Annotated in this window: 17 protein-coding genes; 5 read left to right on the forward strand and 12 right to left on the reverse strand. The window is 62.1% G+C overall.

Annotated features, from left to right (window positions below):
* The first annotated feature begins 179 nt into the window (after nt 1-179).
* A complete protein-coding gene (locus tag EK373_RS02125) occupies nt 180-839 on the forward strand; it encodes a TIGR04211 family SH3 domain-containing protein (RefSeq protein ID WP_129641097.1) in 660 nt (219 codons plus the stop codon).
* 352 nt (nt 840-1,191) lie between these two features.
* Here EK373_RS02125 and EK373_RS02130 read toward each other — a convergent pair whose 3' ends face one another.
* Nucleotides 1,192-2,352 (reverse strand): metallophosphoesterase, encoded by a 1,161-nt coding sequence (locus EK373_RS02130; protein ID WP_157994188.1) that lies wholly within the window; start codon nt 2,350-2,352, stop codon nt 1,192-1,194.
* A 27-nt stretch (nt 2,353-2,379) separates the two neighbouring features.
* Between EK373_RS02130 and EK373_RS02135 the strand changes: the two genes are divergently transcribed.
* Nucleotides 2,380-2,982: a GNAT family N-acetyltransferase gene (locus EK373_RS02135; RefSeq protein WP_157994189.1), complete on the forward strand. Its 603-nt coding sequence runs from the start codon at nt 2,380-2,382 to the stop codon at nt 2,980-2,982.
* On the opposite strand, the gene EK373_RS02140 is transcribed toward EK373_RS02135, so the two are convergent.
* The 4 genes from EK373_RS02140 to EK373_RS02155 all read right to left on the reverse strand — a co-directional run bounded on the left by EK373_RS02140 (nt 2,974) and on the right by EK373_RS02155 (nt 11,030).
* Nucleotides 2,974-4,713: a DUF885 domain-containing protein gene (locus EK373_RS02140; RefSeq protein ID WP_129641100.1), complete on the reverse strand. Its 1,740-nt coding sequence runs from the start codon at nt 4,711-4,713 to the stop codon at nt 2,974-2,976. The two genes, EK373_RS02135 and EK373_RS02140, sit on opposite strands and share 9 nt — an antisense overlap.
* Before the next feature lie 128 nt (nt 4,714-4,841).
* Entirely contained in the window at nt 4,842-7,253 is a 2,412-nt protein-coding gene (locus EK373_RS02145) for a TonB-dependent receptor (protein WP_129641101.1), read from the reverse strand.
* 30 nt (nt 7,254-7,283) lie between these two features.
* On the reverse strand, nt 7,284-10,151 hold the full coding sequence (locus tag EK373_RS02150) for a TonB-dependent receptor plug domain-containing protein (RefSeq protein WP_198683016.1): 2,868 nt from the start codon (nt 10,149-10,151) through the stop codon (nt 7,284-7,286).
* Nucleotides 10,152-10,427: 276 nt separating this feature from the next.
* Nucleotides 10,428-11,030 carry a rhomboid family intramembrane serine protease gene (locus EK373_RS02155; RefSeq protein WP_157994190.1) on the reverse strand — a complete coding sequence of 201 codons (603 nt, stop codon included), beginning with the start codon at nt 11,028-11,030 and terminating at the stop codon, nt 10,428-10,430.
* 117 nt (nt 11,031-11,147) lie between these two features.
* Here EK373_RS02155 and EK373_RS02160 point away from each other — a divergent pair, with 117 nt between their 5' ends.
* A complete protein-coding gene (locus tag EK373_RS02160; RefSeq protein WP_129641104.1) occupies nt 11,148-12,473 on the forward strand; it encodes a DUF418 domain-containing protein in 1,326 nt (441 codons plus the stop codon).
* Here EK373_RS02160 and EK373_RS02165 read toward each other — a convergent pair.
* From EK373_RS02165 to EK373_RS02180, 4 genes are all read right to left on the reverse strand, one after another.
* Complete coding sequence (locus EK373_RS02165; protein ID WP_129641105.1) at nt 12,470-14,014, reverse strand: ATP-dependent DNA ligase; 1,545 nt, start codon at nt 14,012-14,014, stop codon at nt 12,470-12,472. The two genes, EK373_RS02160 and EK373_RS02165, sit on opposite strands and share 4 nt — an antisense overlap.
* A 14-nt stretch (nt 14,015-14,028) precedes the next feature.
* A complete protein-coding gene (locus EK373_RS02170; RefSeq protein WP_157994191.1) occupies nt 14,029-15,282 on the reverse strand; it encodes an RNA polymerase sigma factor in 1,254 nt (417 codons plus the stop codon).
* Nucleotides 15,263-15,619 carry a YciI family protein gene (locus EK373_RS02175; protein WP_157994192.1) on the reverse strand — a complete coding sequence of 119 codons (357 nt, stop codon included), beginning with the start codon at nt 15,617-15,619 and terminating at the stop codon, nt 15,263-15,265. Before EK373_RS02175 ends, EK373_RS02170 begins: the two co-directional genes overlap by 20 nt.
* A gap of 216 nt (nt 15,620-15,835) precedes the next feature.
* The gene (locus tag EK373_RS02180; protein WP_129641108.1) at nt 15,836-18,193 is read right to left on the reverse strand and encodes a TonB-dependent receptor; all 2,358 of its coding nucleotides are present in this window, start codon (nt 18,191-18,193) and stop codon (nt 15,836-15,838) included.
* 350 nt (nt 18,194-18,543) lie between these two features.
* Between EK373_RS02180 and EK373_RS02185 the strand changes: the two genes are divergently transcribed.
* On the forward strand, nt 18,544-20,055 hold the full coding sequence (locus tag EK373_RS02185) for a tryptophan halogenase family protein (RefSeq protein ID WP_129641109.1): 1,512 nt from the start codon (nt 18,544-18,546) through the stop codon (nt 20,053-20,055).
* Nucleotides 20,056-20,398: 343 nt separating this feature from the next.
* Nucleotides 20,399-21,337, forward strand: a complete 939-nt coding sequence (locus EK373_RS02190; protein ID WP_129641110.1) for a lysylphosphatidylglycerol synthase transmembrane domain-containing protein — start codon at nt 20,399-20,401, stop codon at nt 21,335-21,337.
* A gap of 4 nt (nt 21,338-21,341) precedes the next feature.
* Here the strand turns inward: EK373_RS02190 and EK373_RS02195 are convergent, their stop codons facing one another.
* The 3 genes from EK373_RS02195 to EK373_RS02205 form a co-directional block, all read right to left on the reverse strand.
* Nucleotides 21,342-21,977: a gluconate 2-dehydrogenase subunit 3 family protein gene (locus tag EK373_RS02195; RefSeq protein ID WP_198683017.1), complete on the reverse strand. Its 636-nt coding sequence runs from the start codon at nt 21,975-21,977 to the stop codon at nt 21,342-21,344.
* A gap of 8 nt (nt 21,978-21,985) precedes the next feature.
* Nucleotides 21,986-23,671 (reverse strand): GMC oxidoreductase, encoded by a 1,686-nt coding sequence (locus tag EK373_RS02200; protein WP_129641111.1) that lies wholly within the window; start codon nt 23,669-23,671, stop codon nt 21,986-21,988.
* A 123-nt stretch (nt 23,672-23,794) separates the two neighbouring features.
* Entirely contained in the window at nt 23,795-25,138 is a 1,344-nt protein-coding gene (locus EK373_RS02205) for an amino acid permease (RefSeq protein ID WP_129641112.1), read from the reverse strand.
* Between the last annotated feature and the right edge of the window lie 3 nt (nt 25,139-25,141).

Here is a 25,141-nt window from a genome sequence, read left to right on the forward strand (position 1 = left end):
TCATCGAGCCGCCCTTTTTATTCGTAAGTTCCGTGGTTGGCGCTGGAGAAATACCTACGAGCGTAACTGTCGCCATTTGGCGAACCGGTTCAGATCAGGCCGTTATTACGGTTCAGTTTCGCTATAGTTCGCGTCTGCCGACAGATCGGCAGCAACTAGACCTATAAGGATTCGAGCTGATGTTGAGAAAGGTGCTGCTAGCGCTGCTGATGGTGCTAGGACCGGCGTCCGCCTTCGCCGCGACAATGTATATCTCCGATGAGCTGACTGTTCCTCTGCGTCGCGGCCCATCGAATGGTCACAAGATCATCAACGCCGCGCTGCCCAGCGGTCTCGCGTTGGATGTGCTCGGCGAAGACAAGGCCGCGGGGTTCACGCAGGTGCGCACACCGAATGGCACCGAGGGATGGTTGCCTACTCAGTACCTGGTCAGTCAACCCGTCGCGAAGGACCGACTCGCCGCCGCGACCAAGCGCGTCGAAGCACTCGAGGCGCAGCTGAAATCGACTCGCGAGAATTATCAGGACGTGCGCGGCGCGCGCAGCGAGATCGAAAGCAAGGCCAACGATCTCTCCAAAGAAAATCAGAAACTGCAAACCGAGCTGGCGGAGATCCGCCGCGTCTCGGCCACGGCCATCACGCAGTTCGAAGAAAACAAACAGTTGAAGGCCAGCAATGCGTCGCTGACCACACAGGTCACACAGTTGACCGACGAAGTGCAGGACCTGAAGCGCAATGTGATGTTGCGCTGGCTGTTATCCGGCGGCGCCCTGGTGCTGATCGGATTGGCGCTCGGCGCGTGGATCAAGTCGCGGCCGAAGCGCAGCACGTGGGCGTAAGTAAGAAGCGCTAGGGTGGTGGCGGGCTCTGAAGCACGGAGCCCGAAGAGAAGCCTGTGAACGATCGCGACGTCAGTGTTGAGAGATCGTTGTGCCTGGGCCTGCAGGAGGACACCGATTAGCCAAGGCAACAACGGGCCAACTCGCAAAACCTTACTCGCCTCGATCGCTCACAGGCAGGCTCACAGATTGACATGAGACCAGCACGATCACATCGGACCCGGGAGCAGACTCGCAGTTTCGATTGAGCTGCTTGTTGGTATAGATCCGGTAGGCCTCGGAAATGAACCCTGGGGGTGCGAAAAAAATTCTACGAACTAACGGCAACCGCAGCGCAGGCGCTGCGGCCGCATCAAGAGCGCGGCAACATTTCGCTGCTGCCGTCGACACGCGCTCGAAACATCTGCCCGTCCTTGCGAATCATCAGACCTTCCATTACCGGCGCCTGCGTCTGTTCATCCCGATGCGGATAAACCTGCACCGCGATCACGCGCCCGCCATATAAAGCAGTGACGGCAGGCACCGTGGTGTGCCCGACCAGAATGGCCTGCACGCCGAAGCGCCCCCGAATCAGCTCGATATCACTTTGCTCCGCGACCTTGAAGCCGCCTTTGCGAGCCGCGTCCTGAAAATAGCCGCGATACCACAGCGGCCCGTCCTGGCCCATGACGAATTCGGTTTGCACGTCCGCGGATGCCCCGGGCTCCAGCAACGCGGCGCGCACGGTTTGATTCACAGCCGACAAAGACAGCCCGCGATCCACCAGCTCACGCGAGATGCCGCCGTGCAAGCACAGATATTGGCCGAGCCGGAACACTGCAGCTTTGCTCCGCAACCATTGGCCGAGTAGTGTTTGCTCGCTCCAGAGCAAAGCATATCGGTCGGCGCCCAGCAGCGCAGCGACGCGTCGATATTTCGGGTTCAGATAGCGATCGTCGCCCGTGAGCACCATCGACTCGTGATTGCCGATCGCCAGGTGCACGCCTCCACCGATTCGCGCCGCTTCCGCTTCGAGCTTGTAAATCAACCACAGCAGCTCGGTCTGGTTCGGGCCGCGGTCGAACACATCGCCGAGTACAGCGAGATGTCCTTTGCCGAACGACCAGCGCAGGCGCTCGTCGATGATTCCGTGCCGCTGCAGAAGCTGCACGGCGATTTCGAATTCGCCGTGCGTATCAGCCATCACGAATATCGGCGTGCGTGGGTTGACACGAATTTCATCGCTCGCCGGCTGCGCGGGGCCACGCAACTTTACCTCGAACGCCGGCAGCGAGCCGACGGCCGCAAGCGTCACGACATCGCCGACCGCGACGGCCTGATCGCGCACTCGTGGCCCCTCGCCAGCATCTTCGACCGAGCGTGAGCGCCAGCTGCCATCGGCGGCACGAATGACATAGGGCCCGTCCTGCAGAGATTCGGCTCGAACCAGGCCAGTGCCGAAGGCCAGTAATGCTGCTGCAATCAGCAGCGGCCACAGGCTCGCCCGTGACTGCGGGTCAGGAAGATGCGACATGGATCGCATCATAGAGCAAATATTTCTTTGCCGGCCGCCGGCCGCGTCACGGCGCCGAAACCACATCCCCACCTGAACGCGAACAACCTGCAGGAATGCCCAATTGAGAGTCCCGGCCAGTTCCAGCCGCGCCGGATTTGGTTACTATCGACACCGATGAGCACCGTCACTCTTGGTCCAGCGCGCATGGGAGATGCACCTGCCATAGCCCACCTGTCGCGCGACCTGATCGAAACCGACCTGCCCTGGAGCTGGACGCCCCGGCGCGTGGCCAGCCTGATGCGCCAGCGCGAAAGCGCTGCAGTGATTGCGCGCGATCAGAATCGTCTCGCCGGATTCATCCTCGCCCAGTACGGCGACGAGTCGGCGCACATCGCATTGCTCGGCGTCGCGAACGAATATCGCCGGCAGGGTATCGGCCGGCGCATGGTGCAATGGGTGGAGGAGACCGCAATGGTCGCTGGCCTGTTCCTGGTGCGGCTGGAAGTGCGCGCCATCAAGCGTGAGGCGCGCCATTTCTACGCAAGGCTGGGCTATCGCGAGACCGATCGCGTCGATGGCTACTACAGCGGCCTCGAGGACGCGATCAAAATGTCTCGAGACCTGCGCGCCCTGTCTACCTCAAAATAGCTCGCCCGCCGGCCCAGGCATCATCTGCGAGCGCACCAGCGGAATCGGCGGACCGCCATACGACAGGAATTCGTCGTTGAATAGTTTCCACGCCTCGCGGCCGCCGCGGCTGCCGGCCCAGTCGTCGCGCAGCTTGCGGATCATCAGCTTGCCCAGCGTGTAATTCAGATAACCGGGATCATAAGTGCCGCGCGCCGCCTGCTGCCGCGCATTGCCTGCATCCTGAAACGCCTTCTCTTTGAACATCTGTTCGCACTGAGCAACGGTCATGCCTTGGGTGTGCAGTCCGATTGCGCACATGTAACGCACGTTCCGCAGCAGCGCGTTCAGCAACTGGCCGATGTGCAACTCGGGCTCGGTGGCCGCGAGGCCATGCTCGATCATCAGCTCCTCGGCGTAGTGCGCCCAGCCTTCGGCAAAGGCATAGCCGACGAACAACTGGCCGAAGCGCCACGGCGAACGGTTCGAGTGCAGGAACTGCAGGAAGTGGCCCGGCCACACTTCATGAATCGAAGTGAACAGCAGATCGGCCTTGCCGGGAATGTACTCGTCCTGCTCGGCTTTGGACCATTTCGGATCCGGCGGCGCGATGTAGTAGACCGACGGCAGCTCCTTCTCGAAGGGCCCGGGAATGTTGATGTACGCGAAGTTCTGGCGCCGATACGCCGGCGCTTCTTCGACCTTCGCTTCCTCGGTGCCCGGAATGCTGACGACGTCATGATCCAGGATGTATTTCTTGATGGTCTCGAGCTGGGCTCGCGCGCCCGCGACAGCGCCGCCCTCGGGCTTGTCGGCGTTCACGCGCGCGACGCATTCCTCGATCTTCGCGCCCGGCGCGAACGCCTTGCACGCTTCGTTGAGCGCAGACAGGTTGCGCTCCAGATCGGCGCGACCGATGGCCTCGATTTTTTCCAGCGGCACGTCGACGTTCTCAGTCATTCGCAACATGGCGGCGAAGCGCTCGGGGCCGAGCGCATAATTGTCGTTGGCCGTCGCACGCTGCGCTTCCAGCCACTTGGCGAAATCTTCCATCGCGACCGCGGCAGGCTCGATCGCTACGCTCAGTTCTTTCTTCAGCTCGTCGGGAATTTCCGCGAATGCCTGCGGCACATCGTTGCGATAAAAATCCACGAAGCCGCCAAAGCTCGCGACGCCGAAATCGATGAAGGTGCGCGGCAACGGCAGTTGCAGGTTCGCTTTGATCTGTTCCAGCGCATTCGGCACCTGTTTTGCGTACGCGATGAATGCGCGGGCCCGCTCGTCCGGCGGCGCATAGGGCGTCGTGACGTAGGTGCTCGGATCCAGACCGGAATCGAAGTACCAGGCCGGGTTGGTGAAAGGCTGGCGCAGGTCGCGCAGCGCAAACAGATCGTTATCGATACGGCTCACGACGTAGTCGCGCTGAAACCGCTCCTCCGGCATCAGCGAGTCGTCTTTGAAACCGACTGCCTTGGCGCGCATCTGCTCGAGCCGCGCAATCTCTTTCTTGATGCCCTCGGCGCTCCAGTCCGGCAGCTGGCCGTCGAACTCGTGCTTGCCCTGCGCGACCGCGAAACTCGGATGAGCGCGGAAATAGCCGTCGACGAATTCATCGACGTACTTGGTCCACTCGACGTTGACGACCGGCGCCGGCGGCTCGGTGGCTCGGGCATTCGGCTTGGGCGAGCGGTCGCAACCGGCCAGCGCGACCAGCACCGTGATGACGCACAGGGTGCGACGTAGACCTGACATTCACAATCCTCGGCGAAAGTTGAGCGGCGATGATAACCGCTCAACGCCGGCGCTGGGGGACGCCGGCGGGCAGCCGGCGTCCAGCGAAGCGAATGGGTCGATTTTTCTTTGGCAATTTTTACGTTGGCTCAGAAGTTCATCCGCAGCGACACGCCATAAGTCCTCGGCATGTTGGTGAGATACCCGACGCGGGCGCGAAAGCCACGCTCACGATCCAACGACAGGAAGGCGCGCTCGTCCCACAAATTGTTCACATACGCCGCCGCCTCCCACACATCCGACCTCACGCCGAAACGCAGATTGCCCAGATCGTAGCTGGGCAGCTCCGGATCGAAGGTGAACTGGGAAATCGTCGGGGCGCCGAACGGGAAGAAACCCGGCGCTCCGGCACAACCGACGCAGCCGGTCGGCGGTTCCTGGTCCGCCAGCTGGGTGTAGGACGAGCCCACGTGCTGCAAAGTGAGGTTCGCAAACCCGTCCAGCGCAGTCGAGAACGCCCAGTTGTATGTCACGCTGGCCGCTGCCTGAAACTCCGGCGAGGTGGGCAGCCGGTTGCCGTCTCGAATACCTGCGATCGGCGCGCCGCTCGCATTCAACCGCGACTCGGTGATCTCCGCCTGTACATAGGTCGCCGACAATCCGAAGTCCCAGTGCTCATCGGGCCGCGCATACAGCTCGACTTCGGCGCCAAGCGCTTCGGCCTGGGCGTTGAGCACGATGCGGGACGAGCAGGAGCCGGCGTCCGCGATCACCTGCAGATCGTCGATGTCGGAATAGAACACCGAAGCGTTCAACGTGACGCGCCGATCGGCGAGCAGCGTCTTCGCGCCCAGCTCGTAGTTCAGCACTTTCTCATCTTCGAACGTCGGCTGACCGCTGTAGGTCGCTCGATCGTCGTCGCTGCACAGCGTGACGTTCAGCGGATCATTGATGCCGCCCAAACGGAAGCCGCGAGCCACCTGCGCCGTGAGCAACACATCGTCGTCCGGCTCGAAGGACAGAATCACGCGCGGCGAAAAGCCGTCGGAGCTGGTCGAGCCCGGCTGATTCGTATAACCGACATCGGCGAACACGCCGGCGAAGGTCAGCGTCCGGTCTTCCTTGAAATCGTAGTAGCGCAGACCGCCGGTCAGGCTCCACTGCTCATTGAAGTGCAACGTGCCTTCGCCGAAGGCCGCGTACTGCCGGAAGCTATACGGAACATTCGAGAAATACGGCGTATCGGGCGGCGCATTGAAGCCGGCGCTGGTCGGGAAGTCCAGGCGCGTGAGCAAGGCATCGTAGCCCGGCGTCGGCAGGTTCTGACCGTAGTCGCGATCGATGTCCTGATAGAAGGCGCCGACCAGCCACTCGAACACGCCGCCGCCATCGGAGGCGAGCCGCAGCTCCTGACTGAACGATTTGAGCGAAGTCACATCGTACAGCGGCGAGTTCAGGCGCACGTCCGCTGAGGTTGCGATTCCCGTATTGCCACTCAATGACAAGGTGACGCTGCCCGTCAGCTGACTAGCATCGCGCAGCACCGTCAGATCTCGGTCGGTGTAAGAGCTGACTGAAGTCAGCGTGACGCCACCGAGACCGAATTCCATTTTCAGATCGGCGAGTGTGAGCTCATCGTCGATGCCCTCACGGATCTGCGTGACCTGACCGCGCTCGCCAGGATTCACGGGCGGCTCGGTGGTCGTGTAGGGATTGCCGAGAATGTTATAAACGTCGATGCGCGGATAACCATCCGTCTCCAGCTTTTGATAAACGATGCGGGGTGTGATTGCGATCTGCTCGCTCGGCTGAATGAGCAGCGCGACGCGTGCACCGCTCTTCTCGCCGCTGTTCACATCTTCGCGCACGGCGCGGCCCGGATAGACCGAATCGATAAAGCCGGCCTGCTCGTTGTAGTAGCCGACCAGCCGCAGCGCCGTGGTCTGTCCCATGGGCGCGTTGATCATGCCTTTGATGCCACCGCCCCAATCGGCATCGGTGCCCGTGTAGCCGCCCACTTCGACCGCACCTTCGAACTCGCCCAACTGCGGCTGACGAGTGATGTAACGCACCGTGCCCGCCGAAGAGCCTGCACCAAACAATGTTCCCTGCGGGCCGCGCAGCACTTCGAAGCGCTCCAGATCGAACAAATCCAGATCGGGCGTGAACAGCGCGACCGAGATCGCAGACTCGTCGAGATATACGCCGACGGACTCCTTCACGCCCGGCTGATCGCGCACCACCTGCCCGGCGCTGATGCCGCGAATCGCCACCTGGCTCTGGCCGGGGCCCAGATCGGTGATGGTCAAACCGGCGAAGTTGCGCGACAGGTTGACGATGTTGTCGGATCCGGAATTGCGAATCTGCGCCTCGTTCGCGGCCGCGACGGAGAACGGCACGTCCTGCAAGGCCGTTTCGCGCTTCTGCGCGGTGACCACGATGGTATCGAGAATGTTGGTTTCGGCTGCTGCGGGCGTCGCTGCTGCCGCGCTTCGTGGCGTCATCGCCAATCCCACTGCAGAAGCAATCGCGATCAAGATCACGTCATTGTGCTTGCTCATTGGATCCTCCCAGATTGTCGATAGGCCGCCTCAGAACTTGAGCGCGGCTCGGGCATGGAAATACCTGCCGGGCACCGGGTAGAGCGTGCCGTCGTAGTTATTCAAATCGCAGCTCAGGCAGGGCGGAGGATCTTCGTCGAGCACGTTGTTGACGCCGATGGCCACCTGCAATTGTTGATCGAAGACCGCTGGCGTCCAGCTCAGCTGCAAGTCGGTGTAGACCTTGCTTTCCATTTCGTTGGTCAGGTTCACCGGGTCGGAACACACCTCGGGCACACCGGCATCGACCAGCGTACCGGGGCAGATCTCGGTGAGACCGCTCAGATAGCGCAGCGTCAGCGAGGTGATGAAGTCATGGAACAGCCAGTCGACGGCAAGTGTGGACTTGTAGCGAACATAGCCACGCGTCGGCGATCCGACTTCGATGCCGGCACGTTCGGTTGCGACCAGTCCGTTGGTGCCGAGCGTGAACTCCTTGTAGCCGGCAAGGTAAGTGTTGGACCACTGGAAGCGGAACGAGCCCATGCCGCCCTCGGACGTCGCGAGCAATACCGTCCAGTCGAAGCCGTCCGTTTCGATTCGACCGATGTTGGTGAGCTGGTTGGCAAACGCGGTGATCGATCCGCCCGGTCCGCGCACGATCCCATCGCAGAACAACGGCGAGAGCGTATTCACGCAATTGGTCAGCTGGCTCTGCGCGGACAACGCCTGGATCGCGTCCTCGAGCTTGATGTCGTAGTAGTTGACGTCGAATGTGAGCTGGTCGATCCAGGCAGCATCCTCGGCCCACGACGGGTTGTACGCGAAACCGATGTTGATGGTTTCCGAGGTCTCGGGCTGCAACTCTTCGTTGCCGCCGGTCTGCACACTGATCTGCTGATTGATCTGCGTAAACGAGGTCGGCACACCCAGCGCCGCGCAATTCGCCTGCACCGTCGCCGACGCGTTGGTCAGATAGTTGGAACACGGATCGTTGATGTTGCTGTCGAAACGCGAGCCGCTATTGAACAACTCACCGATGTTCGGCGCTCGGAAGCCTTCGGAATAGCTGGCGCGCAACGCCAGATCGTCGACCACGCGCCAGTAGATGCCGCCCTTGAGCACATTGTCGCTGCCGATATTGTCGTAGTCGGAGTAACGCACTGCCGCCGACAACTCCAGCCGCTGGACAGCCGGCACTTCCGCGAGCACCGGCGCACGCAACTCGAGATAGGCTTCGCGTACTCGTGTCTGGCCGTCGGTAGGCTGCGCCGGCACGTCAGCAGTTTCTCCTGCCTGTACCGCCGCGTCCGGCGTGAACGAGCCGGACTCCTTGCGATATTCGAAGCCCACCGCGTACGCGAACGCACCCGCCGGCAGATTGAACAAGTCGCCACTGACGTTCGCGATGACGTCGTTCAGCTCCTGCTCGCTCTGATCGCTCTGCGTGAACGTTGCCCACTCGAGCATCTCCGGCGTGATGCTGCCCTCGCCGTTCGCGCCCTGGCCGCCAAAAATGTTGAATGGCACGCAGCCGGGCACCGCCAGACAAGCGGCCTCCGGCCCGAGCGCCAGCGCGGTCTTGCGCGAATTGAAGATGTTGTGACCTTGCTGCGAGGCATTGTTGCGGCCCCAGTTCAAACTCACATCCCAGAACAGCGGCTTGCTACCGAACTGCAGCTCGCCGCTCAACGTGCCGGACACCATCCAGGTGTCGACAGTTTGATCGAAGATGCGCGGCCCGGCCTCCAGCGGACGCCGGCCGATCGTGATCAGATTGTCGGTGCCGTCCAGATCGATGCCGAACGGGTTGTAGCGCTGGTCTGCCGGAATGAAAATATTGTCGAAATAGAAGCCGGAGCCCGCGTCGGAGCCGAGGAACAGCGGGTTCGGCGCCGCCTGGTTGCTCGACTTGCGATTGGTGTACGCCGCCGTGAAGCGAAACAGCACGTTGTCGGAAATATCGTATTCCGCCTTACCAAATAGATTGACGCGCCGGTTCGGCGTCACCAGATAGTTGTACGGCCGGAAGTTGAAACGGTCCGACGTGCCGAACGCATGGAAATCGGCGCTGGCCGGATTGTTTGGATCGTAAGTCGGCAGCATCGTGCCGTCGTTGACCACGCCGGTGTTGAGCGTTACATCGACAGCGTCCAGCTCGCCATCGCCGTCCACATCGCCGCGCGGGTCGAGGAAGATAAAGCGTCCTTGCGGCGTGCCCGAGCTGCCACCGACGCCCGGAGGCGCTCCATAGATGACCTCGCGCGACAGCTCGCGGTCTTTCGAATACACCGCGTCCTGCCGCGAGTAGCTTGCGGCAAAGAAGGCGCGACTGCGCTCGGCGCCCGCGCCAAAGGAGACACTGTAGTCCTGGGTGTAACCGTCGCCCTCGTCGAACATCCCTTGGTTGGTTTCGAAACCCGCGCCGCTGAAATCGGAGCGCGTAATGATGTTGACCACGCCGGCAATGGCATCCGATCCATAGATCGGCGACGCGCCGTCTTGTAACACTTCGATGCGCTCGATGGCCGCGGTCGGCACCGTGTTCAGATCGACCGCGCCTGAGACGCCGCTCGCCGACGATCCGCGCACCCAACGTTTGCCGTCGACCAGGACCAGCACGCGCTTGGAGCCGAGATAACGCAGATCGATCTCGCTCGAGCCGGCGCCGATGCCGCCGCCGTCCGGCGGAAAGCCCAGGTTGCCGCTGGAGTTGTTGGAACGATTGATGGCCGAGCCCGAGATGGGCAAGCGCTGTAGATAGTCGGCTACGGAGATTTCACCGCTGCGATCGATATCGGCCGCGGTGGCCGTCTGCAGCGGCGCGACGCTTTCCACCGGATTCTGACGAATGCGCGAACCGGTGACGACGACTTCTTCGGGCTGTTCCCCAGCCCATGCCAAGGTACTGCACAGCATGAGTGTTGCCTGGGCAACACACATTCCAGCAGTTGCAGACAAAGGACGGACGCTCCAACGATCGATCTTTCTTCTTTCCATGATCGTGACCTCCGCTGGGAGAAGGTCGGAACGTAGCACCGATCATGGCAACGCCAATACGTCTATATACTGAACGTCTATAGCGGTATGCATCGACTTGGATTGCATACTTTTTCGCTGCCGCTTTTTCGCATCACCTCATAGTGCGGCGCAATGATTTGCGCGTATACAACGAAAGGCGCGAGCTCGAAAACGTCAGAATAAATTAGCTAACAAATACCGGTAGGCTTCGGGGGCGACCAGCGCGACGTATACCAAGCCGGTGATCGCACCAGTGAAATGAGCATCGTGGTTGACGCGACCGTGCGAATTGCGCGAAGCCCACCACGTATAGGCGAGGTATCCGATGCCGAACAACGGCGCCGGAATCGGCACCGGGATGGGAATGATGTACAGCGAGTTGTCGGGAAACAGGACGATGGCCGCGAACAGGACTGCCAGGATTGCGCCGGACGCGCCGAGGCTGGCGTACTCGGGCTCGCGCTTGTGCTTGATGTAGGTGCCGACATGACTGATCAGCATGCCGGCGAAATATAACGTCAGGAAGTGAACCGAGCCGATCGCGCGCTCCAGCAGGAAGCCGAACGCCCAGAACGTCACCATATTGAAGATCAGGTGCATCAGGTCGGCGTGCACCAGGGTGCTGGTCACGATGGTGTGGTACTCACGCCGCCGCAGGAACCAGTACGGCCGGAACATGCAGCGGTCGATGACCTTGGTATTGCCGAACAGGCCGACCAGACTGGTAGCGATGGTGACGACGAAAATGATCAGCGCGGCGGACAACTGCAAGCTCACGTGAGGTTCCCGAAAACGGCGACGCGCTATTGTGCCGGAATCGTCCGACGCAGGCGCGCCCGCCGAGTCCAAAAGCCGCTTTATGGCACAGCTTCGCGGAGGTACCGTAACCGTGCCATGTCGCCCCAAGCCGCAGCGGTAGCCCACGAACATCGTATCGGCATGCTCGATACGATGCGTGGCATCGCCGTGCTCGGCATCCTGCTGATGAATATCACCGGCTTCGGGCTGCCCTATGCCTATGACAATCCGACCGTCTGGGGCGCCAATTCAGCGACCGATCTCGCCGTATGGCGCGTCATGGCGCTGTTTTTCGAAGGCACGATGCGCGGCTTGTTCACACTTCTGTTCGGGGCCAGCGCTTTGTTGTTTCTACAGCGCCATGCCTCGCGCGCCGGCGATCTGCGGCCGGCCGATTTGTATTTCCGACGCACGCTGTGGCTGATCGTGTTCGGGCTGCTCAACGGCTATGTGCTGCTATGGAGCGGCGACGTGCTGTTCTATTACGGCTTCGCCGGCCTGGTGCTGTTCGTATTTCGCGATCTCTCCCCACGACGCCTGTTGATTCTCGCCGCCGTGCTCATGTGCTTGCAGACGGCGATCTCGGCGGGTGAGTGGCTGGATTTCCATGAGACACAGGCGCTGGCCCAGGCGGCGAATGAGCGTCGCGCCGCCGGTGAGCCACTCGCCGACGGCGATCAGGAAGCCATCGATGCCTATGCCGCTCTGCAGGCCGAGTTCCAGCCGGCGCGCGAGAATCTGGAAGCCTACGTCGCCAAAGTGCGCGAGAGCTACGCGTCCGCCTTTGCCGTGCTCCGGGGCGACACGTGGTTCATGCAAAGCGTGTTCTTCTTCCGCCACGGCATCGTCGAGTGCTTCGGCATGATGCTGCTGGGCATGGCGCTACTGAAATGGGGCGTGCTGACTGGCGGGAGCTCGACTCGCACCTACCTCGCGATGATCGTCGTCGGTTACACGATGGGATTGATCGTCAATGCTGCCGAGATCCGGGAGCTGGAGGCCGGCGGCTTCTCACCCGAAGCGTTGATGAATGCCCTTCTTACCTACGATCTCGGCCGGATCCCCATGACGCTCGGACACCTCGGACTGATCGCGATCATTTGCCGGACGCCGTGGCTCGCGAACGCGTCGCGCGTCCTTGCCGACGTCGGCCAGATGGCCCTGACCAACTACCTGACGCAAAGTTTGTTGTGCCTGCTGATCTTTACGGGCGCCGGCCTTGCCTGGTACGGCCAGCTCGCGCGACACGAGCTGTACTACATAGTGGTGGCGATCTGGGTGGTGCAGCTGATCTGGAGCCCGCTGTGGCTGCGTCACTTCCGTTATGGACCTGCGGAATGGCTGTGGCGCTCGCTCACCTATTGGCGGTTGCAGCCGATGCGACGGGCCGCGGCGTCAACGGCGCCCGTGTCCGCGACTTAGCCGCTCTGCGCTTCAAAGATCCTGCGCACCGATGTCATCGTGTCGGCTTCATCGGGCCGCTTGTCGTCGCGATAACGTTTCACTCGCGCCAGTCGTAACGCCAGGCCACCGGGATAGCGCGGACTCGCCTGCAGATCGCTGAACGCAATCTCCACCACCAGTTCCGGACGGATATAGACAGTCCAATCGTCACGGTGCGTCTCGCGTGCGAGGAACTCCTTCGTCTGCCATTCGAGCATCGCATCGGTCAGACCTTTGAAGGTCTTGCCGAGCATGACGTATTCGCCCGTCGCCGCATCGAGCGCACCGAGATGCAGGTTCGACAACTTGCCGGTGCGCCGACCATGGCCCCACTCGGCGGCGAGCACGATCAGATCGAGCGTATGAGCTCGTTTGATCTTGAGCCAGCTCGCGCCACGATTGCCCGCTTCGTACGGCGCCGACAGCGCTTTCGCCATGATGCCTTCGTGACCGGCGGCAATCGCTGCGTCGTAGAACGCACTCGCTTCTTCCTCGGACGCGGTCACTAATCGTGGAATGATCAAATCCGTCGGAACGACCCGTGCCAGCGCTTCGTAGCGCTCGCGCGTGGGCCGATCGGCGAGGCTCGCTTCTCCCAAGCGCAAACAATCGAAGAAGTAAGCACGCATCGGCAACTCGGCTCGCAGCTTCTCGACATCGAGCTTGCGCCCGAATCGACGCATGGTGATCTGGAATGGGTGCGGCCGACCCGCCGCAGTGAAGGCAATGGCCTCGCCGTCGAGAATGACTTCGCGCGCTGGCAGCGCCTTCACCAGCTCCGCGATCTCAGGAACCGCGGCCGTCACATCATTGAGGCTGCGCGTATAGATATGAACCGTGTCGCCGCTCTTGTGAACCTGGATGCGCGCGCCATCCATCTTCCACTCGAACACAGTGTCTTCGCCCAACTTCTCCAACGCTTCACCGGCATCGGCCGCCGTTTGCGCCAGCATGGGCGCGACCGGCGAAAGCAGCTCCAACTGAAAGTTCGCCAGCGCGTCTTCTCCTTCGACCAGCGCGGCGTGCGCGACGGCGCCCAGGCTCTTCGCATACATCGCCGCGCGCCGAACTTTGTCTACTGGAATTTGGCCAGCCGCTGCAATTGCGTCCACCATCACGCCCGCGAGCGCACCCTGGCGCAGCTCACCGACCAGCAGGCGCATCAGGAAATGTTGTTCTGCTTCAGTCGCGCGAGAAAACAACTCGCGGAGTGCATCGGCGCGGCGCGTTGTCGAGCCGCTCCCACGGATACTCGCGATCTCGGTCAGCCGTTGATCGACTTCCAGAACTGACAATTCGGGCTCGCTCGCTGCCGCGGCCGCGCTTGCCGTCTTCAAGACCGAGTAGCCGATGCCGAACTTCCCTTGTGGCGTTTCTCCGGAGAGATACGCGACCCCAACGACGATCTCATCGGCCGCGAACTGCCGCAAACAGGCGGCCAGCTCGCGCACCTTCGCCAGCCGCGCCGACGTGGACGCCACTTTGGAAGATGTCTCTACGATGACGGCGAATAGCGTCATGAATCAAAGGATCGTTACTTCTTCACTGCCCGTGCGCGGCGCCGGAACAACTCGGCCAAGGTGTCGCTCTCCGCAAGCTCGGCCGCCGCGCCAAATGCGGCCGCTGCTTGATCGTGCTCTTCGAGCGCTTCGTGCAGTTCCGCCATCGTGGCGTGGTACACCATCGTGTCCTGGATTGCATGCAGCTCATCGCTGGCCCGCAGCGCCAATAGCGCCTCTTGCGCGCCACGCGCGTAGCGTAACGCGATGACTCGGTTCAAAGTTGCAACGGGGCTCGGGAATGACTCGCACAGCTGATCGTAATGACGCACGATCTGCGCCCAGTCGGTCGTTTCCATGCTGGTCGCGCTGGCGTGCACGGTCGCGATCGCCGCCTCGATGTGATAACGAGTCAGCGTCTCGCCGCGAATGGATCGTGAAAAGAACTCCATGCCGGCGTTGATGGCCGCCTGATTCCAGCGCGAACGATCTTGCTTGGCCAGCGGCACGGGACGACCTTCATCATCCACTCTCGTCGGCGAGCGCGCCGCCGTGAGATGTAGTAACGCGGCCAACGCGTGTGTTTCGGGCTCTGCCGTCAAAGGGTGCTCGGCCAGCATCCTCACCAGGCGTAACGCGTCGTCACAGAGCAACGGCCGGAACCATTGCGGATGTCGCGGGCTCAGATAGCCCGCGTCGAACAGCAGATAGATCGCATTGAGAATGCGCGGCAATCGTTCCTGAACCAGCTCTCGCGGGGCGATATCGAAAGTCACATCCGCATCGCGCAGCTCGCGTTTGGCTCGCACGATGCGTTGCGTGATGGATTGCGGCGTCGTCAGTAACGCATGTGCGATTTCCTCAACGCTCAATCCGCAGGCCAGTCGCAGCGTCAATGCCAGCTGCGATGCCGGCATCAGGGACGGATGACAACAGAAGGCGATCAGTCGCAGCAGTTCGTCATTGAAGGCGTGTTCGGAGGAAAAGGAATTGTCCGCTTCGGCCGAGCGTTCCTGCGTGAATTCCTCGGGCACTTCGAAGCGCGCCCGACGCAGCTTATCGGTCAACGCATTCCGAGCCGCTGTGTAGAGCCATGCCGACGGATTCGCCGGCACGGCATTGATCGCCCAGTTGCGCATCGCCGAGACGAGCGCATCCTGCACGGCATCCTCGACCATGTCGATGCGGGCCACGCCGGTGCGATTGGCGAGCAGCGCGATCAGCCGACCCGACTCGCGACGAAACAGGTCGGCGACCAGCCCTCTCGCGTCAGGCGCACGGGGCGGCATCGATCTCGCGCAACTCGATCCAGCCAAATTCCAGGTGCGGCCCCGAACCCAGCCGGGCCTGCGCCTGCTCATAGCTGTCGGCTGTCACGACGAACAGACCACTGATGATGTCCTTGCCTTCGGCGTAGGGCCCATCGCTCACGACCATCTTGCCCTTCTCGGAATGCAGATGACGGCCGCCATCGTCCTTGAGCTTCTTGCCCACGGTGACGAATCCACCGGTACGCAGGCCACCGATCCAGTCGGTATAGCGCTGGATCAGCGCCTGCATCTGCGTGGGACTGAGCGTGCGAGTAGCGGCGGGATCTTCGTGCAACAAAACCAGGTACTCGGCCATGGCGGACTCCTGAAGAAGTGACGGACAGCATACCTGTCCGTTGCCATGACGAGCGGGCCCCACCAAAACAGACAACATCTGGAAGAAAACCCGGGCACGTGGATGTGCCCCGATCGGTCGTCATAAAAAAGGCACGGCGCTTCCTTGCGCCGTGCCGGAGTGCAGGATGAGGCGGGAGGTGCCCTCGTCTCCTGCCAACGATGATTGGCGGATCGATTACTTGTACTTGTACGCGAGGCGCAGGCCCACCTGGCGGCGCTGGCCCCAGCTGTAGAAGGTCTGCGGCGTGCCGTAGAAGGCTTCGGTCTTGACCTCCTCATCGAGCGCGTTGGTGATGAATGCCTCGGCGGTCCATTGATCCGTGCTCGAACGGAAGGCGATAGCCGCATCCACCATGGTGTACGCGGGCTGACGGTCGAAATCCCTTTCCCCAGGATCGGCCGCATTGATCGTGCCCGCGGGCCGGTCGCCGCGGTTCTCCCAGCTGAGGAAACTTTCGTCGTAGTAGCTGGCTCGAATGCGCGGCACCACCGCAGAACCGCCTGGCAGCGGGAACTCGTGCGAGTACTGCACAGTCAGCTGATACTCCGGCGCATACGGCAGATTGTTGCCCGCGAAGTTGAACACGTTGCCGACGCAGGCGCCGCTCGGCTCGACGCCGAGGGCGCAGGGATTCCAGATACGGCCGTTTGCGTTGCCAAAGTTCTGGTCGTTGCCGAAGAACTCGTCGTACGTCGCATCCAGATATGCGAACGTCGCAGCGAGCTGGCCCGCGCCGTCGAACAACCCCGTCGAAGCCTCCAGCTCCAAGCCCTTGATGGTGGCGCCGCCCGCGTTGGTGTTGGTCAGCGTCGACTGCCCGGTGACCGGATCGATCACTGCTCCAGTCACCTGCATGTCCGTGAAGTCCATGTAGAACAGGTTGGCGCTCAGCCGCCAGGTGCTGAAATCCGTCTTGATGCCGAGCTCCGTGCTGGTGACCTCTTCTGGCTTCTGCAGCAACGAATTGTTGCGCGAGAAATCGAGCGTGCCGCTCGGTGTCACGAGGTCGTCGTAGCCCTTGCCATCCTGCAAGACGCCCGATTTCCAGCCGGTCTCGTACGAGAGATACATCATGACCGAATCGGTCAGGTCATATTCGCCGCGCGCCATCCACGTCGTCTTGTCCCAGTCGCCTTTCATGTCGTTGTACTGGCGGTAGTAACAACCCTGCGCGCCGTTCAGTGCCGCCGCGTTGCGTACGATGTTGCTCGGGAGGTCGCCGCGCAGGCCGAAGGTGCAGTCGATCGAGCGTCCGCCCTTATCCTCGCGTGTATCCTCGATGTAGCGGGCGCCCGCGGTGAATCGCAGGTCGTCGGTGAACTTGAACGTACCCTGCGCATACACGCTCTGTGTCTCCAGCGAGCGCGCCGGCTGTACGAAGGACGACAGCACGGTGGCCTGATCCTGAGGCGTGAAGCCCCAGCTCCCGTGCAGCATGTCGAAGCGAATGCTGTTTTCTTCCTCGAAGTAGTAAAGGCCGGCGGTGTAGTTGAAGCGCGCTTCGGACGGATTCGTGAGCTGCAACTCGTGCTGCGTGCCCTCGTAGGTCGAATCCACCGTGTTGCGCGTGTCGCCCTGCGGCTGATTGCCGTACATCTGGGCCTGGCTGAACTCGGCATAGCCGCCGATGTAGCTCAGCGTGTAACCCTCGCCGAAGCCGATATCGAGACGCGTGCGGATGCTGTCGGAATCCAGGTCCAGGTTGCCGGCCGCGGTCGCGTCATTCACGCGATCCTCGAAATCCTGGCTGGCCACATCGCCGGTACCGCGATTGCGGAAATTCTCGTAGACGAGGTGCCAACGGACGTCATCGGACGGCTGGTAGAGCGAGCTGACTCTGAATGAGCTGAGATCGACCGTGCCGTACTTGCGCGAGGACGCAAACTGATTGCCCGGCGCGAAGTCGGTCTGGCCTTCCTGCTCATCCTTGGCGCCAGCGACACGGATGGCCCAGTCCTCAGTGATGGGCACATTGGCCATGCCGCGCAGTTCCAACATCGAGTAGCTGCCCGCGGCGATCTCGCCCGAAGCATCGAAGCCGTCCAAACGGGGTTTGGCCGAACGCAGCGACACCGCGCCGCCGGTCGAGTTGCGTCCGAACAGCGTGCCCTGCGGGCCGCGCAGCACCTCGACGCCATCGAGGTCATACATCATCACCGTCGTGCCCTGGGAGCGAGCCGAGAACACGCCATCGGTGTAGAACGCGATGCCCTGATCGCCGGCTTCCGTCTGATTGCGCGTGCCGAGACCGCGAATGAAAACCAGCGGCACGGCGTGATCGCCGTTCGAGAAGAATTGCAGATTGGGCACGAGGCCGCGCATGTCCAGCAGCGTCGAGACGTGATTCTCATCCAGGCTTTCCTGGCTGAAGGCCGAAATCGCCAGCGGCGTTTCCTGCAGATTTGTCTCGCGGCGCGTCGCCGTCACGACAACAGTTTCCAGACCCGCTTCGCCCGTCTCGGCGGCCTGCAGGCCCGACGACATCGAGAAGCAAAGGCCCACCCCACCCAGTACCAACGGCACCTTTCGCATGGTTCCCCCAATTCTTTGCACGTTCCATGGTTGCTACGAGCGTTGCCGGGAGCCAACGCCCGACCTGTGCGATCGAGACGCGCCTGGCTTCGCTGTTGGGAAATATCCTAAAGGCAGAATGACAGCGCTGTCCAAATATTTTTATGTAGCAGAGCTTGCGCGCAATCGGGATTTTGCCAATTGCCGTTAATTCTGCGGTTGCGAAGTCCTTGTTCGCGTTGACTATCGCTGGACATTCCTGACCGTAAGAACGTAGGCTTTAAATAACGAGTTTGTTGTCCATTTGATACAAAGCTGCGTGCGTTTCGCGCCCCATAGTGCGCAACGCACCCCAGCATCAGGGGGAAGCCGTGTCCGACTCGCGAATTCGCAGCGTGCTCATCGTGGGCGGGGGCACGGCCGGCTGGATGACGGCCGCCGCGCTTTCACAGGTGCTCAAGGACTACTGCGCGATTCGCGTGGTGGAGTCCGAAGAGATCGGCATCGTCGGCGTCGGCGAAGCGACCATTCCCATGATCTCGGTGTTCAACCGGCTGCTCGGCCTGGATGAAAACGACTTCGTGCGCCAGACCCAGGGCACGTTCAAGCTCGGCATTCAGTTCGTGGACTGGGCTGCCATTGGCCGCACCTACCTGCACCCCTTCGGACCTTTCGGCACCGACATCAAGGGCGTCTCCTTCCATGCCTGGTGGCTGAAACTACGTTCGCTCGGCGAGCCGACCGATCTCGATGATTACTCACTGCCCGCGGTCGCCGCGCGCAACGGCCGATTCATGCGGCCGCTGCAAACGGGCAACACGCCGCTCGCAACGCTGTCCTACGCATTTCACTTCGATGCGGCGCTGTATGCGCGCTACCTGCGCAACTACGCCGAGAGTCGCGGCGTAGTGCGTACCGAAGGCAAAGTGGTGGACGTTCAGCTCAACGGCGAGAACGGCTTCATCCAGTCGGTGCAGCTCGCGAGCGGGGAGCGCATTCAGGCAGACCTGTTCATCGATTGCTCCGGGTTTCGCGGCCTGCTCATCGAGCAGGCGCTCAAGAGCGGCTATGAGAACTGGAACCACTGGCTGCCCTGCGACCGCGCCGTGGCCGTGCCCAGCGAAAACGTGGGCGAGCCTCTGCCCTACACGCGCTCCACCGCACGCAGCGCCGGCTGGCAGTGGCGCATTCCGCTGCAGCATCGCACTGGCAATGGCTATGTGTACTCGAGCAGCCACGTGAGCGATGACGAGGCGGCGCAGACAGTGCTCGCCAATCTCGATGGGCGGCCGCTCGCCGAGCCGCGGCTGCTCAAGTTCGTAACCGGGCGCCGCAAGCGCTTCTGGATCAACAACTGTGTGGCCATTGGTCTGGCGGCCGGATTCATGGAGCCGCTCGAGTCCACCAGCATTCACCTGATCCAGAGCGGCATCGCGCGGCTGCTCTCGCTATTTCCGGACCGTCATTTCGAAGCCGCTGACATCGAGGAATACAACCGCGCCTGCACCTTCGAGCACGAGCGCATCCGCGATTTCCTCATCCTCCACTATCACGCCACTACGCGCGATGACTCGCCGTTCTGGAACCAGTGCCGCACCATGAGCATCCCGGAGAGCCTGAAGCAAAGGATGGAGCTGTTCCGCAGCCGGGGCCGCATCTTCCGTCAGGACACCGAGCTCTTCACCGACACGAGCTGGTTCGCAGTGTTCATCGGGCAGGGCATCGTGCCGCGCGGCTACGATCCGGTCTGCGACGCGTTGTCCGCCGAGGAATCGCGCAGGCGCGTGCTTCAGGTCCGCTCCGTCATCGCCAACTGCGCCGGCGCCATGCCGAAGCACATGGATTTCATTCGCCAGCACTGCGCGGCACAGTCGGGAAATTGAGCCCCCGCCCTGTTCTCTTTACTTTGGCACTGCGCGCCGAAGAACCCACCCGCCCGCCCGTGTATCTCTTTTGTTGGCACTGCGCGCGGGCCATCCGGCCCCCTTTTGCTGACCGCACGGAACGCCGGCAGGCCGGCGCGCAGCGCCATAAAGAGAGGCAAAAGTGCGGGTGGTGGGGTCTCCAAGTCCGGCGCGCCAGCGCCAAGCAATAAGGGCGCGCGGGTGGGCAAAAACCGCCAGCGCGGAACGCGCGTCCACCTGAACGAATTGCATCGACTTGCAGCCGCCGCGCGAAGCGGTCGACTTAAGATGAGCCAAAGTCCGAGTCAGTGCGTTCAGCTACATGAAGAAATGGGCCCCGTTGCTGTGGATTCCGATGCTCGCGCTGGCCGGCTGGGTGCTGGTCGATCGGCTCGAAGCCATCGATTTCCACGACGTGCGGCAACAAGTGCTGGCGCAGCCCGCGACAACCATGCTGCTCGGGCTGCTGTTCAGCGCCGGCGTGTATGCGCTGGTGGGGATTTACGAAGGCATCGCCGTGCGTATGGCGAGCGGCCGAACCATGCCGCTGGTGGCTTTTCGAACCGCCATCATCTCCAACCCGATCGCACGGGCCATCGGGCTTGCCCTGGTCAGTGGCGGCGCTTTGCGTTATCGAATGTATGCTGCGGTCGGCTTGTCGGCGCGAGAGGTCGCCACCGTCGTCGTGCTGGCCGCCATGCCTTATTTCTTCAGTGTCGGCTGGCTGATCGATTTGTCACTTTTACTCAACGCCGACACCGCCGCGCAGGCGCTGCGAATTTCCACCGGCACGGTGTTGATACTCGGCGCCGTCGGCCTTGCGAAGGATATCGGTTGGCTGACCTTCGTCATCCGTCGCAAGACGCCGCTGACGATGGGCGGGCAAACGCTGCCGGTGCCGACGCTTCGTGACACCTCGTTGCAGCTGACGATCGGGGTGATCCAGATCTCGCTGATGACGGGCATGCTTTATCTGTTCATGCCCGAGGAGCTCAACATGAGCTGGCCGGCCTTCATCGCGATCTACTGCATCGCCTTCGTCGCCGGTCAGCTCAGTAATGTGCCCGCCGGACTGGGCGTGCTGGAAGCGGCGTTATTATTGATGTTGCCGCAGGTCCCGCCGGCGAAGTTGCTCGGCGCCGTGCTGGCCTATCGCGCCGTGTTCGAAATCCTGCCGCTGTTGATCGCGCTGGGATTGTTGCTGATGTTCGAATCGACCAGCAGCCGCGGCTTCCTGCGCCGGCGGCTGCTGCGTCGGTAACGGATTATAAACGTCCCATCGCTTCCTGCGCCCACGCCCTGCCGTTACCCGCTTCCGCGACGGGCACGCAGGCCTGAAACCCGCCGGGCACCGCAACGTATTGCAGGACTTGCGTAGCGCCGACTTCCGAACAGAAGAAGCCGAGCAGCGTCAGCTCGCGCGTCATGAGGATGAACGGACGCTTCAGATCTTTCGGCCGCGGGTCGTAAGAAAGCTCGGTCGCGATCGCGTCGTCATTGAATTTCCGCACCTGCTCGGTCTGCTGAGCCTTGCTCAGCTCGACGAACGGCTTGCCGTGCGCTTTGCGGGCCGCATCGTCGAATTCCTTCAAGCCCGCCAGGTAGCGATCCCGATCGGCCTGCTCGTAAACATCCTTGAGCATGGTGTCGATGAACCCAGGCACACCGACATCCTTTGCACCGGGCGTCTTGGTGCGCGGAATGATGATCTCTGCGACGTCGGCCACGATCGCGCCTTGTTCCTTACTGAAGAAGACCGGCTCCCAGAGCGCCTCTTCCTGCTTCGGCGCGCAGCCGCTGAGCAAGCCAAGGACGGCGGGCGCCGAGAGCGCGCCGCCCATCAGATAGGCAGCCCGCTGCAACACCTGGCGACGATTCATGTTCATGTTATCGGCACTCATGAGTCACCTCAGATGTTCATGCGCTTCAGTTCTTCGACCGCGTGATTGCAGGCACGCGCAGTCAAAGCCATGTAGGTCAGCGACGGGTTCTGGCATGCCGCGGAGGTCATGCACGAGCCATCGGTGACATAGACGTTCTTACAAGCGTGCACCTGATTGTGCGCATTGAGCACGGACGTCTTGGGATCGCGTCCCATGCGCGCCGTGCCCATCTCGTGAATGCCCAGGCCGATGCCCATCTCGCGATCGTAGCTACGCACATTGCGATAGCCCGCCGCCTCGAGCATCTCGGCCGCGTCGTTCGCCATGTCCTTGCGCATGGCCAACTCGTTCTGCCGGAGCACGGCGTCGAATGCGAGCACCGGCATGCCGTACTTGTCCTTCCTGGAATGATCCATGGTCACGCGGTTCTCGTGATACGGCAGGATCTCGCCGAAGCCGCCGAGCCCCATGTACCAAGGCCCCGGCTCCGCCGCGCGCTCCTTCAACTCCTCGCCGAGCTTGGTGTCGAGCATCAGCCCGGTCCAACCGCCGCGTGACGCGCCACCCTGATAGCCAAAGCCACGCAGGTAATCGCGCTTGTCCTTGCCGACGTTTCGATATCTCGGAATGTAAATGCCGTTCGGGCGGCGGCCGGTGTAGTACTTGTCATCGAAGCCGTCGACCATCGCGCGTGCGCCGATCTCGAGCTGATGATCCATGATGTTGCAGCCGAGCTCGCCGCTGTCGTTGCCGAAGCCATTCGGGAAACGCTTGGAGATCGAGTTCATCATGATGTACGTCGAACCGAAGGTCGACGCATTCAGGAAGATCACCTTGGCGAAAAAATCGGTGGTCTGGCGGGTCTCCGCGTCGAGCACGCGCACGCCCGACGCACGCCCCTTCTTCTCGTCGTAAATGATTTCGTAAACGATCGAGTTCGGCCGCAGCGTCATGTTGCCGGTCTTCTCGGCGGCCGGCAGCGTGCTCGACTGGCTGCTGAAGTACGCGCCGAACGGGCAGCCGCGAATACACATATTTCGATATTGGCAGGTGCCACGCTGCGGGCTGTGCGCCAGCGGCGCAGTGAGATGCGCGACCCGGCCGATCGTGAGCTGGCGACCGAGCTTTTCGGCCACCTGCTGCTTGAAATGTTTCTCGACGCAGTTCATTTCCATCGGCGGCAGGAACTTGCCGTCGGGCAGCTGCGCGAAGCCCTCGTTCTGGCCGCTGACGCCGATGAACTGCTCGACGTGGTCGTACCAGGGGGCGAGATCGTCATAGCGGATCGGCCAGTCGACCGCGATTCCATCCTTGGCATTGGCCTCGAAGTCCATCGGGCTCCAGCGATAGCTCTGCCGGCCCCACATGATGGAGCGGCCGCCGACGTGATAGCCGCGGACCCAGTCGAAGCGCTGCTTCTCGGTGTACGGAAACTCGGTGTCGTCGACGAACCAATGCTTGCTCGCCTGCGTGATCGCGTAGCCGGTGCGCGCCGCGGTTTCCTGGCGCCTCAATTCCTCGGCGGTGGCCCGTCCGGCATATGGGAACTCCCAGATATCGGTGGTCGCAGTGGGATAGTCCTGGACGTGCCGGACATTGCGCCCGCGATCCAGCACCAGCGTCTTCAAACCCTTTTCGGTCAGCTCCTTGGCCGCCCAGCCGCCACTGATGCCGGTGCCGACGACAATGGCGTCGTAGGTGTTCTCGTTCATCCAACCCCCTCTCGCTCCGCCTCGTGACGGCGGGAATTCTATGGCTAGTTTCCGGAGTGTAACCGGTTGCATTCCCCGCCAGTATGCATCGCCGCATAGCTCGCTGGCGAGTGAATTTGTCAGTCAATAAGGTGGCGAGCCGGACCGGGCCCCGGCTCTATGCCGCTGCATCAACCAGTAAACCGGCAAACCGGCCGCGAACAACGCCATGCTCCACCAGAATTCTTCGGCCCCGGCGCCGAACAGGGTCCAGAGCGAATAAACCGAGGCCAACATCGCTATTAGCAAGAACGGCGACAGCCGTCGGCCTGCCTCGCCCAGCGAGCCGTTCCAGCAAAGCTTGAGCGCGGCCAGGGCACAACACAGGTACATCACCAGATAGGTCGAGGTCGCGATCAGAATGATGAAGGTGAACACCTGCACCATGGAGCGGCTGTAGTTCATCAAAACCAGCGTGGTCAGTAACAGGCTCGTGATCGCCAGCGACGCGCCGGGTGTGCCATGCCTCGACTCGCGAGCAAAAACCCTTGGGAATACACCCTCATTCGCCAGCACGCGCGGCATTTCCGCTTGCAACAGAATCCAGCCGTTGAGCGCACCGAAGCCGCTGATGAAAGCAAACAGCGCCAGCGTGCCGGCGATGCCGTCGCCCCAGAACATGCGAATGACCTCGGCGAGTGGCGCACTGGAGTCGGCCAGCTGCGAGCCGGGCAGCAACAACACGACGATGGAGCACGTCAGGATGTAGATCGCTGCAGTGACGAGCGTGCCCCAGAGGGTCGCGAGCGGCACGTTACGTTCCGGGTTGTCTACCGCGCGCGCGGGAACGGTGGCTGACTCCAGCCCCAGAAACGCCCATAACGTCAGGATTGCGGACGCGTTGATCGCGGGCATGGAGAACGCCGTACGCTCGGCCTGGATGACCGATGCGTCGGCCTTCATCAGCAACCACAGTCCCAATGCGATGATCGCGATCAGCGGCAGCAACTTCAGCACCGTCGTGACGATCTGCACGCCGCCGACCTCCCGGGCGCCCCGCCAGTTCACATAGGTCAGCACCCAAATGATCACACACGACGCGAGAGCGGGCGCGCCGGTGGTATGTTTGATCCAGGGAATCAGCTCGGCGAGATACGCGACCGTCGCAATGGCAATGGCGGCATTGCCGACCCATGCGCCGATCCAATAGCCCCAGGCCGTGAGAAATCCCACCTGATCGCCGAAAGCAACGCGCGCATAAACATACGGTCCGCCGGCCTTAGGGAACAGCTTCGCCAGCCGGGCGAACACCACCGCCAAAGCGACCGCCCCGCCCGAGGTGATGAGCCAGCCGAAAATGCTGTTGAGACCGTACGGCGCCAGCGACGCCGGCAACAAGTAAACACCCGAGCCGACCACGTTGCCGATCACCAGCGCCAGGCACATCCAGAACCCCATCCGACGCGGCGGCAACTGGGTGGCGCTCATGCT

The sequence above is a fragment of the Peristeroidobacter agariperforans genome (assembly GCF_004138335.1).
In the GTDB taxonomy this organism is placed as follows: domain Bacteria; phylum Pseudomonadota; class Gammaproteobacteria; order Steroidobacterales; family Steroidobacteraceae; genus Steroidobacter; species Steroidobacter agariperforans.